16 protein-coding genes are annotated in these 16,194 nt (G+C 61.4%); 9 read left to right on the plus strand and 7 right to left on the minus strand.

Annotated elements, in window-relative coordinates; genetic code table 11:
- Positions 1–147: 147 nt before the first annotated feature.
- The 3 genes from B6V73_RS16205 (at position 148) to B6V73_RS16215 (ending at position 3,806) form a co-directional block, all read left to right on the plus strand.
- Positions 148–846, plus strand: a complete 699-nt coding sequence (locus B6V73_RS16205; RefSeq protein WP_088722113.1) for a FadR/GntR family transcriptional regulator — start codon at positions 148–150, stop codon at positions 844–846.
- Between the two features lie 653 nt (positions 847–1,499).
- A complete protein-coding gene (locus tag B6V73_RS16210) occupies positions 1,500–2,306 on the plus strand; it encodes an ion transporter (RefSeq protein ID WP_206185595.1) in 807 nt (268 codons plus the stop codon).
- A 114-nt stretch (positions 2,307–2,420) separates the two neighbouring features.
- Positions 2,421–3,806, plus strand: a complete 1,386-nt coding sequence (locus B6V73_RS16215) for an AarF/ABC1/UbiB kinase family protein (RefSeq protein WP_088725769.1) — start codon at positions 2,421–2,423, stop codon at positions 3,804–3,806.
- A 343-nt stretch (positions 3,807–4,149) separates the two neighbouring features.
- Here the strand turns inward: B6V73_RS16215 and B6V73_RS16220 are convergent, their stop codons facing one another.
- From B6V73_RS16220 to B6V73_RS16250, 7 genes are all read right to left on the minus strand, one after another.
- The gene (locus tag B6V73_RS16220) at positions 4,150–4,494 is read right to left on the minus strand and encodes a RidA family protein (protein ID WP_088722115.1); all 345 of its coding nucleotides are present in this window, start codon (positions 4,492–4,494) and stop codon (positions 4,150–4,152) included.
- The gene (locus B6V73_RS16225; RefSeq protein WP_075777106.1) at positions 4,491–5,876 is read right to left on the minus strand and encodes an NAD(P)/FAD-dependent oxidoreductase; all 1,386 of its coding nucleotides are present in this window, start codon (positions 5,874–5,876) and stop codon (positions 4,491–4,493) included. Before B6V73_RS16225 ends, B6V73_RS16220 begins: the two co-directional genes overlap by 4 nt.
- Positions 5,876–6,178 (minus strand): (2Fe-2S)-binding protein, encoded by a 303-nt coding sequence (locus B6V73_RS16230; RefSeq protein WP_075777105.1) that lies wholly within the window; start codon positions 6,176–6,178, stop codon positions 5,876–5,878. Before B6V73_RS16230 ends, B6V73_RS16225 begins: the two co-directional genes overlap by 1 nt.
- A complete protein-coding gene (locus tag B6V73_RS16235) occupies positions 6,156–7,247 on the minus strand; it encodes an FAD-dependent oxidoreductase (protein ID WP_088722118.1) in 1,092 nt (363 codons plus the stop codon). The genes B6V73_RS16230 and B6V73_RS16235 overlap by 23 nt, the downstream gene beginning before the upstream one ends.
- A 71-nt stretch (positions 7,248–7,318) precedes the next feature.
- Positions 7,319–8,323, minus strand: a complete 1,005-nt coding sequence (gene dctP / locus B6V73_RS16240; RefSeq protein WP_088725770.1) for a TRAP transporter substrate-binding protein DctP — start codon at positions 8,321–8,323, stop codon at positions 7,319–7,321.
- Between the two features lie 29 nt (positions 8,324–8,352).
- Positions 8,353–9,651, minus strand: coding sequence for a TRAP transporter large permease (locus B6V73_RS16245; protein WP_075777102.1), 1,299 nt, complete (start codon positions 9,649–9,651; stop codon positions 8,353–8,355).
- Positions 9,644–10,120, minus strand: coding sequence for a TRAP transporter small permease subunit (locus tag B6V73_RS16250; RefSeq protein ID WP_075777101.1), 477 nt, complete (start codon positions 10,118–10,120; stop codon positions 9,644–9,646). The genes B6V73_RS16245 and B6V73_RS16250 overlap by 8 nt, the downstream gene beginning before the upstream one ends.
- Before the next feature lie 114 nt (positions 10,121–10,234).
- On the opposite strand from B6V73_RS16250, the gene B6V73_RS16255 reads away from it, so the two are divergent.
- The 6 genes from B6V73_RS16255 to B6V73_RS16280 all read left to right on the plus strand — a co-directional run bounded on the left by B6V73_RS16255 (position 10,235) and on the right by B6V73_RS16280 (position 16,171).
- Positions 10,235–11,161 carry a LysR substrate-binding domain-containing protein gene (locus B6V73_RS16255; RefSeq protein WP_088725862.1) on the plus strand — a complete coding sequence of 309 codons (927 nt, stop codon included), beginning with the start codon at positions 10,235–10,237 and terminating at the stop codon, positions 11,159–11,161.
- 144 nt (positions 11,162–11,305) lie between these two features.
- A complete protein-coding gene (locus B6V73_RS16260) occupies positions 11,306–12,229 on the plus strand; it encodes a MurR/RpiR family transcriptional regulator (protein ID WP_088725771.1) in 924 nt (307 codons plus the stop codon).
- Between the two features lie 115 nt (positions 12,230–12,344).
- Positions 12,345–13,412: an extracellular solute-binding protein gene (locus tag B6V73_RS16265; RefSeq protein ID WP_088725772.1), complete on the plus strand. Its 1,068-nt coding sequence runs from the start codon at positions 12,345–12,347 to the stop codon at positions 13,410–13,412.
- Positions 13,413–13,459: 47 nt separating this feature from the next.
- Positions 13,460–14,545, plus strand: a complete 1,086-nt coding sequence (locus B6V73_RS16270) for an ABC transporter ATP-binding protein (RefSeq protein WP_088725863.1) — start codon at positions 13,460–13,462, stop codon at positions 14,543–14,545.
- Positions 14,542–15,393, plus strand: coding sequence for an ABC transporter permease (locus tag B6V73_RS16275; protein ID WP_088725773.1), 852 nt, complete (start codon positions 14,542–14,544; stop codon positions 15,391–15,393). Before B6V73_RS16270 ends, B6V73_RS16275 begins: the two co-directional genes overlap by 4 nt.
- Position 15,394: 1 nt before the next feature.
- On the plus strand, positions 15,395–16,171 hold the full coding sequence (locus B6V73_RS16280) for an ABC transporter permease (protein WP_088725774.1): 777 nt from the start codon (positions 15,395–15,397) through the stop codon (positions 16,169–16,171).
- The last annotated feature ends 23 nt before the right edge of the window (positions 16,172–16,194 follow it).

Here is a 16,194-nt window from a genome sequence, read left to right on the forward strand (position 1 = left end):
GTCGTTTTATTTTGCTTAACTGGCATGACCGGTCAGACCGGTCTGACCTTTTGAAACATGCTTTCCCCGATCTGACAAGGAACTTCTTTGATGTTGGCGGGCGCGGGGGGCTATAGATTTAATAACTGCCAGCTTAAGAGGCGTCGCATGGATTTCACGAACGACAAAAGCCCCGTCACCCAGACGGTCGCGCGCCAGCTGCAAGAAATGATCCGCACCGGAGCGCTGAAAAAAGACGAGCGCTTGCCCTCGCAGCGCGTGCTGTCAGAACAGTTGGGCGTGTCGCGCGCATCCCTTCGCGAAGCCCTGCTGACGCTGGAAACGATCGGTCTTGTGCGCACCTACCCCGCTCGCGGCACTTTCGTGACCGGCGCTCAGACAGGCAAGCCCGCCGCGATGGATCAGTGGCGTTTCGAGGAGCAGTATTCCATCCTCGACGTCTTCCAGTCCCGCCTTCTGATCGAAGCCGAACTCTGTCGCCTCGCCGCCCCCCACGTTACGCCCGAGATTGCCGACGAACTGCGGCGTGCGACGGAGGAATTCGAGCAGGCATGGCGCAAGGAAGATCTCGTGACCCATGTCGAAGCCGATCTCACCTTCCACAACATCATCGCGCAAACCTGCCCCAACGCCATGCTGCGCCGCCTGCACCAATCCGTGCGCGACCTTCTGACCGAGACTCAGCGCGTGCCAATCCCGAATACCGAAGTCGGCCGCATGAACGCGTCGATCAAAGAGCACAGGGCGATCCTGGAAGCCCTCACGCGGCAGAATGCGAGCGATGCCGCGGATGCGATGCGAGAGCATATCCGCAATACTGCGCTGTGTGCCGGCGTAGAGATTTGAGGGAACGAGGCTCCTCTGCCTGCGCTTGAGTTTTCAAATCCCCCCATTTGCGGAATGCTGATGCGCGTTGGGGTTTCAGCGCACCCAACACCGTCTGCAAGGAATTGACGAATATAGAATCCAGATGTGTCTGGATGTCGCGAAACGACCCCCGATTTGGCTGGATACCTACCTCTGGATACAGTTCTCCGGTCGGCTCATGCAGACCTCTCATGAAGTAATGCTGTTAAGAGGTTTCGGTCGGATATCCCACGGATGATCTGCTTGAACCAACGTTGCGCCAGTTGCACTCTTTCCGCGCTACACCGCCTAGGCCGGGGAACGTGTTGACGCAAGTCACCCGCCGCCGGGCCAGCGCCTTGCCAATCTCGCAGGAGTTCTCGGCGCAACACGTGCTGGAACGCAAGCGCAGGGGCGCAGCTTGCCTCCCTAGACTGTGGGTCCGACGTCGGCGAACCTCATGACGACTTGGCCTCGTCCACTCCAGCGCGGCCAGGTCATTCGCACCATCGGCTTGGTCAGGTCACATTCGCCGAGGTAGGTCGCGGCACGGCGCGCAACGTTTTCTCCAAGGCACTCATTGCTGAAGGGTAAGGTTGCGCGAGCCCTGCCCAGGGACCATATCCCACCGGCCAATAAGACGGGGGGACTGCATGACTTTGCGCGACCGGATCGCGATGATGCTCGACACATCGACTTTTAGAAACGCGATCACCGGCGTGATCCTGTTCAACGCGTTGCTTCTTGGACTGGAGACTTCAGAACACGCGATGGCCCTCGCTGGCGATCTGATCCGGCTGCTCGATATGCTATGTCTGTCGGTCTTCGTGATCGAGATCGGGCTGAAACTGTTCGTGCAGCGGCTGGGCTTCTTCCGCTCTGGCTGGAACCTCTTTGACTTCACCATCGTCGGCGTGTCGCTTCTGCCCGGCGCACAGGTCTTCAGCGTGCTGCGGGCGCTGCGCGTGTTGCGTCTGCTGCGCATCATCTCGGTCGCGCCGCGCCTGCGCAGGGTGGTCGAGGGGCTGATCAATGCGCTGCCGGGCATGGGCAGCGTATTCCTGCTGATGGGCATCATCTTCTACATCGCGAGCGTCATGGCGACGAAACTCTTCGGCACGAGCTTTCCGGACTGGTTCGGCTCGCTCGGACAATCGGCCTATTCGCTGTTCCAGATCATGACGCTCGAGAGCTGGTCGATGGGCATTGTGCGCCCGGTGATGGAAACTCACCCTCTGGCTTGGGCATTCTTCGTGCCCTTCATAATGGTCACGACCTTCGCAGTGGTGAACCTTCTGGTGGGCCTGATCGTGAACTCGATGCAGGATGCCCATTCCGAAGAGGAGACTACGCGCACCGATGCCTATCGCGACGAGGTGTTGCTACGGCTCGAGGCGATCGAACAGCGGATCGGCGATCTGCGCGAGGCGGATCCGCCCCGCGAGAGAGCCCGTTTCTGAGCGCGCGCGTATAGACAAAGACTAACCCGATCTCAGGAGACTCCGCGCGATGCGCCTGCGCCCCACCCCGACTTTCCCACCTGGTTCGTCCGCGCCTGATCCGGTGCGCGCCCGATGACAGATCGTTCGCGCCGAGTTCCCAAGACGCGCCTCACGCGGTTCGCCGCCTTCGGTCAGATGGCGGGCGGGATCGCGGCGGGAGCGTTGGGCGAAGGGGCGCGCAAACTGGCCAAGGGCGAGCGCCCGCAGCTTTCCGACCTTATCCTGACACCCGCAAACGCGCGCCGCGTCACCGATCAACTGGCGCGGCTGCGCGGAGCCGCGATGAAACTCGGGCAGATGATTTCACTCGATGCAGGCGATGTTCTACCGCCCGAGTTGACCGAAATCCTTGCGCGGCTGCGCGAGGCGGCGAATGTGATGCCGCCCAAACAGCTGGACCGGGTTCTGGCGGCACAATGGGGACCGGACTGGCGCAAAAAATTCGCACGTTTCGAGACGCGCCCGATTGCGGCGGCCTCGATAGGCCAGGTGCATCGGGCAGTGCTCCATTCGGGGCGCGAGCTGGCGGTGAAGGTGCAATATCCCGGCGTCGCGACGAGCATCGACGCCGATATCGACAATGTCGCGGCGCTCCTGCGCTATTCGGGACTCCTGCCGGCCGGGCTCGATATCCGGCCGCTTCTGGCCGAGGCCAAGCGGCAGCTTCATGAGGAGGCCGATTACCTCCGCGAGGCGGAACAGATGCGCCGCTATCGCGCCCTGATGGAGGAAGACCCACGCTTCGTGATTCCCGAACCGATCGAAGAGCTACTCCGCCCGACGATCCTGCCAATGGATTTCGTCGCGGGCGCCCCGATCGAAACCCTGGCCGAGGCCGATCAGGCCACGCGCGACGAGGTGACCTCGGCGCTCCTCGCATTGGTCCTGCGTGAGCTGTTCGAATTCGGCTACATGCAAACCGATCCGAATTTCGGCAATTTCCGCTGGCAGAAAGAGCAAGGCCGGATCGTGCTGCTGGATTTCGGCGCAGCCCGGTCGATTCCGCCCGAGACGACAGCCTCCTACCGGCGCTTGCTGCGCGCGGGGCTCGACGAAGATCCGGCAAAGCTGCGCATGGCCCTTCTGGAGATTGGCTTCGTGTCTGAGGCACAGCTGACCCGGCACGGTGGCACCTTCGACGAGATGATCGAAATTTTGCTCGCGCATGTCGCGCGAAGCCGGCCCGAGGGCGCGCTCTTCGACTTCTCCGACCGCAGTTTCGTCGAGGCGTTGCGCGAACGCGCGGCCCCAATCATGGCGGATCGGGCGAACTGGCATCTGCCGCCCGCGCAAACCCTGTTCGTGCAACGCAAGATCAGCGGCACCGCGCTCCTGAGTGTGCGGATGCGCGCCCAAATGCCCTTGATCGAAATGGTCCGCCCCTATGCCGAGGGTAGCCTGCGCGGTTCCATGAGCGCTTCAGATCTAAACACGGCAATGCGCCCGCCTAAATCTTGACTGGGTTACATCCACCGGCCTCGAACCACGGCACGCACACAATAAGCCGCACCCCTTTCGTGCGAGCAGGCACACTTCCCGGTCTGTAGGTGCTCGACCAACGACATGGGGGTGGCTTCAGGGGTTCTCGGAACGCGACGCTGCATGTTGTTGCTCGAGCACCCCATGCCGTCTGCAAAGCATTGAGAAATAGGGAAGCGAAGGGCGTCTGGATGTCGCGAAACGAGCACCCCGATTTGGCCAGACGCCTGAAGTCAGATAATTGCCTGAGTGCTGGAGGCTCTCATGGCCCTGAGCCTATACCCGCCTAGGCGGGCGGGACGTCAAACCAAACCCAACTTGTTCATTCGGCGCATGCCGCCGTGACGATGATTTCCACTTTCAGCTCCGCGCGTGCCAGCTTGGCTTCACCGCACGCGCGTGCGGGGGCCGCCCCCTCCGGCACCCATTCGTCCCAAACTGCATTCATCGCATCGAAATCGGCCATGTCGGCCAGCCAGATGATAACCTGTAGCATCTGATCGCGCGACGAGCCCGCGCGAGCAAGAAGGGCGTCAACTCTGGAAAGACAATCTCGGGTTTGTTCTGCCACGTCGGCGCCGGCACCCACCTGCCCGCACAAATAAGCAACGCCATTGTGGCGCACGATTTTGCTCATGCGCGCCCCCGTCTCAATGCGGTCAATCATCCTGTTTTCTCCGGTTCATTGGGGTGTGTCATCTGCGCGATTTCTCCGAGGGTCACTGGCTTGATAGGCGGTCGCAGTCGATAATACCCGGTCGCTTCCACAGAAGCGCCATTCACCTCTGCGAGAAGCTTGCTCACGGTGAGACCGCAATAACGCCCTTGGCACGGGCCCATACCCGCTCGATTGAAAGCTTTGGACTGGTTGGGGCCGGCGCATCCGAGCGAGGCTGCTCGACGTATGGCACCAGCTGTGACTTCTTCGCAGCGACATATGATGGTGTCGTCCGCAATCGCTTCGGAATAGGGTGGAAAAGCAGCATCGAGGAAAGGGCGCACCGCGCGCTCTGCCAAGAGTGCCCTACGGATCGGCGCCGCGCGCCGATCCCGATCGACGACTTCGATCGCGCCAAGATCTCGTGCAATTTCGAGCGCCGTGAGCCTGCCCGCGTGTTCAGCGGCAATCGCGCCCCCGATCCCCGCCCCGTCGCCGGCAATGAAAATGTTTCGCGCGCTCGAGCGCCCCCAGTCGTCGAGGCGCGGTTGGAAACAAGCCTGCGCCTCGCACCAGTCATGATCGAGCCGCAAAGCCCGGCTCGCCTGGACGTTTGGAACGACGCCATGATGCAGGAAGACTGTATCGCAGGAAATCTCTCGTGTTCGTCCTTTTTCCTCGAACCGAACCTTATTCACCTGCCCTTCGCCTTCGATCGAGATGGCGCGCACGCCGCGGTAGCGGGGAACGCCGGCGCGGCGCAACTCTGCCAAAAGCCTCATTCCCTTGCCGAGGACACGCCAGCCCATGAGTGCGCGCGGCGCATATCGAAGTGCAGAATACGGCTGTCCCTGCGTTTCAAGGAGAGCCAGCGGCGGAGATCCAGCGCGCACCATCTGCGCAGCCACTAGGTAGAGTAGCGGGCCCGATCCCGCGAGCACAGCACGACGTGAAACGAGGCCGGACTGCTTGAGCAGGATCTGAGCCGCGCCCGCAGCCATTACGCCGGGCAAAGTCCAGCCAGGCACGGGCATCGGACGCTCAAGGGCGCCGGTGGCGATCAGCAACCGCTCGAAGCGTAGAGAGCCTGCCGCCCCGTTGCGGGTAAAGCTCAGCACGCCCTCTGGGGTCATGTCCCAAACCGTCGTGCGGGACATATACGTGACGTTTTCGGCTTGCGTGGCACCTGTCAGGCTGAGTCCGTGCGTGTAGTCCTTGCCTAGGATTGCTCCGCGCACGGATGCGGCACGATCGACCTCTCTATAAATCTGGCCGCCGGGCCGCGGCTGTTCGTCGAGAAGCACGACACTCAACCCTGCGGCACTTGCCTCTGCTGCGGCAGCGAGCCCGGCTGGCCCAGCGCCGATAACGGCTAGATCGTATGTCTCCATCAATCGTCCTCCTTCCGCCCGGCAGGGCTGGCAACGAGCCCATCGCACACCTCGATCATGCACGCCTGACGGATCACGCCATCGATTTCGACGAGACAATCGAAACAGGCGCCCATCATGCAGAACGGGCCGCGTGCGGCCCCGGAGACCGGGGTATTTCGGAGACTGAGACGACCCACGGAAAGCAGCCCAGCCGCAAGCGACACGCCCTCTGGCAGGTCGTAATCCTGCCCATCGAAGGTCACCCGGACCCGCGGGCAGTTGCCTTCGGTAATCGGCTCAAACAGCGAAGCGTTTTTCACTGAACTTCTCCAAGTCTGGGGCATCCGCATCCTCTTCGAGCCAAGCAGGCAGGAAGCGCGCATGTGCTGCTGCGAGTGTGATGCCGGAATGGCATGTGATCATCGCTGCTCCGGGCATCGTTTCGGATTTCTGATAGATCGGAAGCCCATCGGGGGTCATCACACGCAGCGCCCCCCAACTGCGCACGAGCTGCGCTCGGGAAAGCGCGGGCATGACGGTCACCGCCCGCTGCGCGATTGTCGACATCGTCTCGACGGTCACATGATCATCGAAGCCCACTTCTTCCTTGCTATCTCCGATCTGAATGCCGCCCTCGTTCACTTGTCGGATGATACCCGAGGGTCTGTTCATCAGTTTCGGAAGCTTCTCAGTGATCAGAACCTGTCCGCGTTGCGGCCGGATCGGAGCGCGAAAACCCAAAGCGGGTCCAAGCGTTTGCGCCCCCAAACCGGCGCTCAGGACAACCTTGCCGGCATCAACGCGACGACCCGAAGCGAGCGTGAGCCGAAATCCTTCTTCGACCCGTGAAACTCGGTCCCCGATGATGACCGTCGCACCAGCCCTTCGCACGGCATCTGCGAGACCGCGCAACAGCAGCAGCGGGTTCACATGACCGTCTTGATGGTGAAGGATTGCGCCGGCTACTTTCGGGCCGATCGCAGGTTCTTCGCGCTTGAGTGCATTGTGGCCGAGGACTTCGAATGGATAGTCGCCACCGAGCTCGGCCTTGAGCGCCTCATATTGCGCGACCTTTGCGGCCAGGCTCTCTTCGCTCAGATGGAAGTCATAGCCACCGTCTTGCCGCAAGCTGAGATCGTGACCGGTCTCCGCCGCAAGCTCCTTGGCGAAATCGCCCCATGCGGCAGCGGACCGCTGCGACCAACGGGCGTAGTGCGGCGCGCCGATACCTTTGGACTGGACCCAAACAAGTCCGAAATTCCCTCGGCTCGCCCTGTAAGCGTCGTCTTCACCGTCTATGACAATGACCTTCAGACCGCGTCGCGTCAGGCCATAAGCCACCGACAGGCCGACGACGCCGCCGCCTATGATTGCGTAATCCGCATCCATCGTCTTGCTCTTTTCGGAACGGTTTCAGTATTTCGCGAGCCGGCGCCTCCGCGCGCCGGCTCGCGCCGTCATCAGTTGGTGCCTTGTGCGGTCTCGGCCTGTTTCAGGATCCCATTGCCCCAATCCTTACCGATATCGTTCAGGATCACCGGCCAGACCTCGGCCCGCACCTTCTTGGCCATCGCGGCGAGCTGGTCATCGGAGAGTTTGACGATCGAGGCACCCGCATCCGCGAGCTTCTGTTCGTTTTTGCCCTGATCCTCTTGAGCCACGCCCCAGCGGGTCGCTTCGAATTGCTTCGCTGCATCCTTGAGAGCTGACTGATCCTCGGGCGAAAGCGCGTTCAGCGTCTCGTTCGAAATAATCATATACCAGACCTCGAAATGGGTATTGGCCGGGATGTAAGTCTGCGTCACGTCCCGAAACGATGCGTAGTAGCCCTCGGCCCCCGAACCGATCACGCCGTCAACGACCCCGGTCTGAACGGCAGTGAAAGCGTCCGAGAACGGGATCGGCGCAGGGATGTAGCCAAGGGCTTCACCAAGAAGCTGAAAACTCTTGATGCCGGGAACGCGAACCTTGATGCCCTTCTTGACGTCCGGTTGGCCAGGCGACACCGCCTCACGGTTGAGTGCGATCCCACCGAAATAGACCGGGTAAGCCGCGAGCATTGTGATGTCTTGCTTCTGGTAAAGCTCCGCCATGGTGTCGCGAATGATCCCACCGGGCCCGTAAATCGCTTTGGCCTGCGCCCAGTTTTGGGCCAAATAGGGGAACGAACTGATCTGCATCCGCCGATCGGCATCGGTCGCGGCAGGTTGAACAGCCATATCGACTGCGCCGACCGAGACCCGCTGCTGCACAGTGGTGTAGTTGCCTAGTTCGGAAGACGGGAAGAGCTTGATGGTTACGTCGCCGTTGGTGCCCGTTTTCACATCATCCGCAAAGGCGGCAAGCTCTTTGTTGATCGTGGCGTCAGCCGGGCGCACGTCACTCAGCTTGAGCTCCTTCGCCATAGCGGGTCCCGCAACGGCCACGAGGGCGGCAGTGGCGGCGCTTAGAAAATAATGTTTCATCGTTAGTCTCCCTGTTGTGATTGGTTGGTTCAGTAGCCGAAGACACTCGGCAGCCAGGTCGAAAGCCCTGGCCAGAAAGAGGTGAGGAACACCACCGGCACATAGCCCGTGACGATCAGGATCATCGCCGGCGGAATAACCTTGGTGACCTTCACCTTGCCAATGCGCGCACCGAGATAGAGGATCGAGGCATAGGGCGGTGTGACCCCGCCCATCGCGGTGTTGACCCCCATGATTGCGGCGAATTGCACCGGGCTGACGCCAATCGCTTGCATGAGCGGAAGCAGAAGCGGCGCGATCAAGATGATCGCCGTGACGTCATTGACGACCATCCCAACGAAAAACAGCAAGATATTGATGAGGATCAGGAGGATTGTCTTGTCTTGGGTGATCTCGAAGATCGCTTGCACCAATTGCTGCGGCACACTCTCCAGCACGAACATCTGACTGAGGATCATCGAGAAGAGGATCATCATCATGATTGCGCCGACGGCCGTGGCTGCTTCCTTCCCGGCCTCGAGGAAATTCGACCAGCGCAGACCCTTGTAGATGAGGAAACCTACGGGGATCGCATAGATTACGGAAACGGCCGCAGCCTCGGTCGGGGTCATTACGCCGCCATAGATTCCTCCGAGGATGATTACCGGCATCAGGAGCGCCGGAAAGGCGTGAATACCGCGCCGCGCGACCTCTCCGGAGAGCTCGGAGAAGCTCGGCTTGTCATCGAGGATGAGAGGAAATTTCCGCGACATGAAGATGTTCACGACCGAGAAGTTGAACATGATGAACAACCCCGGCAAAAGCGTCGAGAGGAAGCAGGCCAAGATGGACGTGTCCGTGACCCAGCCATAGACGATCATGGTCACGGAGGGCGGAATGAGCAGCCCGAGGATCGAAGAATTCGCGATCAAGGCGGTGGCATATTCACGCGGATAGCCACGCTTCTCCATCTCTGGGATCAAGAGGGGACCGATCGCAGCGATACCCGTCAACCCCGACCCAGAGATCGCGCCGATCACCGCGCAGGAAACGGCAGCCACGACACCCAAGCCGCCCCTTACATGACCGATGAAGGCATTGACGAAGCGCAGGAGCGAAGCGGCAATTCCACTCTCGGACATGATCGTTCCGGCAAGAACGAACAGCGGGATCGCCAACAGAACCGGGTTGCTCAATTGTTGCATGCCCCAGAGCACATTGCCCTTCATGATCACGTCGCCGACGAAATACATCACCATCAAGGCACCGCCGAAGCAGTAGGGCAGAGGAACGCCAAGTGTCAGAAGGATCACGAGCGCGGCGACGGCGAGGAGTGCGACTTCAACCATGGTGGAACTCCCCATTCCGGATATCCCGGATATGTGTGATCAGGTGCAAAGCGGTGAAAACCATCATCAGAGCCAGCCCGAGCACCAGCGCCACATCCGCATAGAAGGTCGGGATGTAGAGCGTTGGGCTCGTGCGCCAGACGCGCCAGGAATAGGCCGTGAAATCCCAAGCCCAGATCAACAGCCATAGCCCTACGACGAGACTCGCGATCTCTCCGATCACGGCGAGAACAGCATGCTGGCGCGGCGTTTTGAGGAAGATCTCAAGCACATTGGCGCGAATATGGGTGTTTTCGCGCGAAGCGTTTACGGCGCCCAGAATGTAGAGCCAAATCGTGGGGTAGAGCATCGTCTCGTCGAGGCCCATGACTGGCACCTGCAAGATATAGCGCGTGATCACCTGCACGAATTGCCCCAAGGCGACAGAACATATCAGCGCAGTCAGGACATATTTCGCGATTTTTTCCATTAAGCCTCCCTGGAGCCTTTCGGCTTCTCTGTTGCGAGCTAATTGACGGAAACCCTCCTATAGATGCAAATTGAAAAAATCGCTGATTTCATAAAGTCACCTTATGGGGCAGGAATGAACCTCACCGTCCGGCAACTACAGACCTTTCGAGAAGTGATGCGGTCGGGTTCGATTTCCGAAGCCGCGCGCAATCTCGGACGAACGCAACCCGCGGTCAGCTCCATGATTGCGGGACTTGAAGACGAATTGGGGTTCTCACTTTTCGACCGCGGCCCGGGACGCTTTCTACCGACCCCCGAAGCCTTGTTCTTCGCCGAAGAAGCCGAAGCCATACTTCTGCGGATCGACCGCACACGTGCGAACCTGCGGAGCCTTTCAGCTCACAACCACGGGCGTCTCAAGATCGCCAGCCATCCGGCGGCGTCCGGGATATTCGTGCCGCGCATTCTCGGTGAGTTCTTGCGGGGAAAACCCGATGTCGAGGCGACGGTAATGATGCGCTCGTCAGCAGTGATCGAAGATCTCGTCGCCTCGCAACAGTTCGATGTGGGCTTCGCCGAAACACCGGAACCGCGAAATTCCATCAGGCAAGAAGACTTCGAACTGGAGCACCTCTGCGCAGTCCCGGAGAACGACCCACTTGCAGAAGCGGACGAAATCACGCCAAAAGATCTGCATGGCTTACCCATGGCCACCCTATTCGATGAACATCCGAGCTTTGTTCAGACCAGTGCCGCCTTTGCCTCGCAGAATTGCGCGTTGAAGAGACGCTTCGAACTCCAGACCTTCCTTCCAGGCCTAACGCTTGTCGCATCCGGGCTTTGCTACATGATCTGCGACATGATCACCGCAGATAGCTACCTGCATGCGCCCCCTACGGGCCCCAAAGTTGTCTTCCGAAGGTTTCGCCCCCGCATTGCAAGTGGCATCTCGATACTCACGCCAGCGCACCGCCCGGTCTCGCTGCTGACAACAGAATTCTGTCGTCAGTTGCTGGAGGAAGTCCGGCGCTTGGAAAACCGGATGGCTGAGAGCTTGTGACAAAGGGACGACGGAAATTCCGAGACTTTCGGCGGGCGTCACGTCCAGTTGAGATGAGGACGTCGAACCCGCCGCGCACAGGCATCGCTTGAAAACCGCGTCCGCTTGCAACAAGACTTGGGCTCGAGCAGAGACGAGGCCGATGTGACGCAAGAGATGTCCCCCGAGGCGCAACCCGGGTCGGGAGATGACCCGATCGACATGCGGATCATGGCGATCTTTCCCGAGCTGACCCCCAGCGAGAAACGCCTTGCCGAGGTCGTGCTCGAAGCGCAATCGACCCTGTCGAGCTACACGGCGGCGGAACTCGCCGAAAGCGCGGGGATCTCCTCGGCCACGGCGGCGCGCTTTTTCAAGCGGCTGGGTTATCGCAATTACAACGAGGCGCGGCTGCATTCGCGGCGCAATGGTAGCTGGGGCTCGCCGCTGAGCGAGTTGAGCGACGGCACCGCGCCGGGACAGCTCGCCGATCACTTTGCACAGGACATGCAGAACCTGACCCGCAGCACCGAGATCCTGTCGGAGGAGGCGGTGCGCGACGCGGTTGAGCACCTCGCCTCGGCGCGCCGGATCTGGGTTCTGGGCTATCGCAATTCGCGGGCGCTTGCGATCTACGCCCGCGCCCTGCTGCTCAATCTGAAATCGGACGTGCAACTTCTGCCCTATGAGGGCGCGTCGCTCGCCGAGGATGTCGCGGGGTTCGCGCCCGGCGATGTGCTGCTTGCGATCGGGCTGCGGCGCAGGCCGCGCGCACTCGGCGAAGTGATGACTGTCGCGCGCGAGGCGGGCATTCCGACAATCCTGATCGGCGACCCTACCGTGGCACAGACCGCACGCCACGCGACGATCACTCTACGCTGTCACAATCGCGGTCAGGGCATCTTCGACAGCACGGTCGTCGCGATGAGCCTGATCAACTTCCTCTGCTCGAGTCTGGTGGACTCGCTTGGCCCCGAAGCCCGGAAACGACTCGCTCGGATCGAGGACCTTCATGCGCGTTTCGACGACCTCGGACCGCCCCCGGAGAGCCTTGAGGCGCTCACCAAGGCTGCAAAACAGGACAAATAGCGCCTAAAAACTGCGCATGGCCCGAATGAAAGCGTATTTTCATTTTTAGAGTTTTGTGAAATAATTCTTTCCTGCGAAGGTGACCTCGCCATCTCATGCAGCGAAAGGATATGCCATGGATCGCCGACTATTCCTGAAATCTGCGCTTGCGGGCACCGCTCTCGGGGCGTTCGGCCCGGCGGGACGAGCGCTGGCCGCGACCGATCTTCTGTGGATGACCTGGGAGAACCTCGCTAAGGACGACTATCTCGCGCCCTTCCTCGACAGCCATGACGTCGACCTGACCAAAACCTTCATCGGCACCGATGACGAGCAATTCGCGAAACTGCGCGCGGGCGGGGCCTCCTCGGTCGATCTGATCACGCCCGGCCTCGACAAGGTGTCCTACTACACCGCCTCTGATCTTCTGCAGCCGATCGACTTCGACAAGGTGCCGAACGCGAAGCTCCTCTACGACACGTTCAAGAAGACCAATCTGGGCAAGACGGACGGCCAGACCTACGGCATCCCCTTCTATTGGGGCATCAACCCGATCGTCTATCGCGCCGACCTGATGGATGGAGAGCCCGATTGGTCCGTCTTCTTCGAAGGCGACAAATACAACGGCAAGCTCGCGATGCGCGATTACGCGCTTGAAGGGATCATGATCGCCGCGATGTATCTGGGCATCCCGCGCGACGAGATGTTCACGATGGACGACAAGCAGCTCGCCGAAGTGAAGAAGGTGCTGATGATCCAGAAGAGCAAGCTGCGCACCTACTGGAACTCAATCGGCGACCTGACCAATCTCTTCGCGACCGGCGAAGTGGTCTGCGCCTTCTCCTGGGTGCCGCCCTATTACGACCTGAAGGAAAAGGGTCTCGAAATGGGGATGGCCAAGCCCAAGCAAGGCGTCATCGGCTGGTGCGATACGATCGCCGTTCCGAAAGGCGTCGAGGGCGCGCGCCGTGATGCGGTGTTTGAACTGGTGAACTACCTGCTCGGCCCGACCTACGGCAAGAAACTCGCCTATGGGGGTCCCTATGCGCAATCGACCTCCGCCGCGCGCGACCAGATCGACGAAGCCCAGCAGGAAAAGATCTTCATCAAGGATCTGTCGGTGATGGACAACTTCGTCTGGAAGCAAAATCCGCCGCGCTACAACGACTGGGTCGCACTCTGGAACGAAGTGAAGGCCAGCTAAGAATGACCGAGGCAGGTTCCGGGCCGACGGGTGGGCAGGGGCAGACAATGCCCCTGCTCCGCGCGCGCGCCCTTCGCAAAACATATGGCACCGTGCAGGCCGTGCGCGGTGTGAATTTCCGGCTCGACGAGAATTCCTATGTCACGCTGCTGGGGCCTTCGGGCTGCGGCAAGACCTCGATCCTGCGCATGATCGGCGGGTTCGAGGAGGTGAGCGAGGGGATGCTCGAGCTTGACGGAAAGAAGATCAACGACGTGTCCCCAAGCGCCCGCCCGATCAACACCGTCTTCCAGAGCTACGCCCTCTTCCCGCATCTGAGCGTGCTCGAAAACGTGGGCTTTGGGCTGCGCTACAAGGGTCTGAGCCGCAGGGAAGAGCGCGAGAAGGCCCGCGCGGCGCTGGAAACCGTGCAAATGACCGCGATGGCCGACCGCCGTCCGCGCCAGCTCTCGGGCGGGCAGCAACAGCGCGTGGCGCTGGCCCGCGCGATCGCCAACGAGCCGCGCCTTCTCCTGCTGGACGAGCCGCTCTCCGCCCTCGACCGGCGGATGCGCAAGGACATGCAGATCGAGCTGAAAGACCTGCAGCGGCGACTGAAAATAACGTTTCTCCATGTCACCCACGATCAGGAAGAAGCCTTCGCGCTCTCGGATTGGATCATCGTGATGCGTGACGGGATCATCGAACAACAAGGCGCGCCGGATACGATTTATCGCCGTCCCGAGACCGCGTATGTGGCCGATTTCATCGGGGGCGCGGCCTGCGTGCCGGGCGAGATCACCGACACCGCCATTGGGGCCTATGAGATCGAAACCTCCTTGGGCCAGTTCGCGACACCCGGCGTGCGCGGTCTGCAAGCCGGCTCCCCCGCCGTGCTCTGCCTGCGCCCCGAGCAACTGTTCCTCGACCCGCAGGGCCGGATTTCCGCGCGCGTGACACATGCCGTTTATCGCGGCGCGGAGTGGCTGGTCGAAGCCGAGGCCGCGGGCACCACACTGGCGCTGACGGTCGGCCATGACGACGTGCCCGAGATCGGCGCGGAGATCCGCATCGGCTTCGATCCCGCGCAGGTCTGGATCGCGAAAGCCGAGGCGGAACAGAAGGCAGGGCAGACTACGGAGGCCAAGCCATGAGCCTGCGCGTCGGCACGCTGCTCGCCGCCCCGGTGACGGCCTTCCTGCTGGCGCTTTGCGTTGCGCCGCTGCTGATCCTCTTTGCCTACAGCTTCTTCCGCGTCGATTTCGTCGCGATCTCTTACGACCCGTCCTTCGCGAATTACGTAAAGATCGCGGGCTCTGCGACCTATCGCGGGCTGATCCTGAAAGCCTTTGGTTCGGGCGCGCTCGTGGTCGCGATCACCGCCGTGATCGGCTACCCGGTCGCGTGGTTCCTTGCCAAACGCGCGGGCGCTATGAAATCCGCGCTGCTGACACTGCTGCTGGTGCCGCTTTATTCCGGCGATCTGGTGCGAGTGTTTGCGTGGCGCGTGTTGCTGGGCGCCGAAGGGGTCATTAACCGCTCGCTGATCTGGGCGGGTGTCTCCGACGCGCCCATTCAGGGGCTGCTGTTTTCACCGCTCGCGACCCATATCGCGCTGACCTACAACTACCTGCCCTTCATGGTGATCGGGCTGTGGCTCGCCTTCGAGAGTCTCGATGACGCGTGGCTGGAAGCCGCCGCCGATCTCGGCGCGCGCAGCCCCAGCCGCTTCGCCCGCGTGACCCTGCCGCTGACCTTCCCCGGCCTGGTAGCCGGCGGGCTGATGGTCTTCGTGATGGTGGTCGGCGATTACCTCACGCCGCAACTTCTGGGCGGGGCCTCGGGCATCACCGTGATCTCCGCGATCAACGACCTCTTCGGCACTGCCTTCGACTGGCCGCTGGGCTCGGCCATCGCCTGGACGATGCTCGCGATCCTGATGGCTTTCTTTGCCGTGGGCGCGATGCTGATCCGCCGCTCCAGCCTTGTGGGAGGGTCCTGACATGTCGCGCCTCTCCACGCTTTGGGTCTGGTCGGTCTTCGCCTTTATGTATCTGCCGATCGCGATGATCGCGCTGTTTTCGGTCAACGACTCCAAAATCATGTCCCTGCCCTTCTCGGGCTTCACCCTGAAATGGTATGCCGAGGTGATGGGCGACGGACGCCTGGGTGGAGGCTTCCTGACCACGCTGAGCGTCGCTTTCCCCGTCGCGATCTGCGCGACGCTTCTGGGCGGGCTCGCCGCTTTGGCGATCAGCTTCTACCCGATGCGTGGGCGCGGCATCTTCGCGGTGCTGTTGCTCGCGCCCTTCCTGATCCCGAAACTGATCCTCGCCGTGGCGCAGCTGATCATGTTCAACGAGACCGGGGTGGCGCGCAGCCTGCTGACGGTAATCGCCGCGCAGACGGTGATCGTGCTGCCCTTCTCGACGCTGGTGATCGCCTCGGTGTTGATCCGCATCGATCGCGGGTTGCTGGAAGCCGCAGCCGATCTGGGCGCCTCCGGCCTCTCGGCCTTCCGCCGCGTGGTGCTGCCGCTCATGGCGAACGGGCTGATGGCGTCGTGGGTCGTAGCCTTCGTGCTCTCCTCGGCCGAATACGTCCTGACCGCTTTCGTTTCGGGCCGCGCGCAACCGCTTTCGGTGCTCGTCGCCTCCGACTTCCGCTTCGCGCTGTCTCCCTCACTCAACGCGCTCGCCGTGATGATCGTCTTCGGCAACATCGCCCTCGTGGCGCTGGCCGAACTGATCCGCCGCCGCGCCTCCAAGACGGGGGCCTGAGCGCGATGACCAACCACAAGGAC

Origin of the sequence: Thioclava sp. JM3 (assembly GCF_002213185.1) — a bacterium.
Taxonomy (GTDB): Bacteria; Pseudomonadota; Alphaproteobacteria; order Rhodobacterales; family Rhodobacteraceae; genus Thioclava; species Thioclava nitratireducens.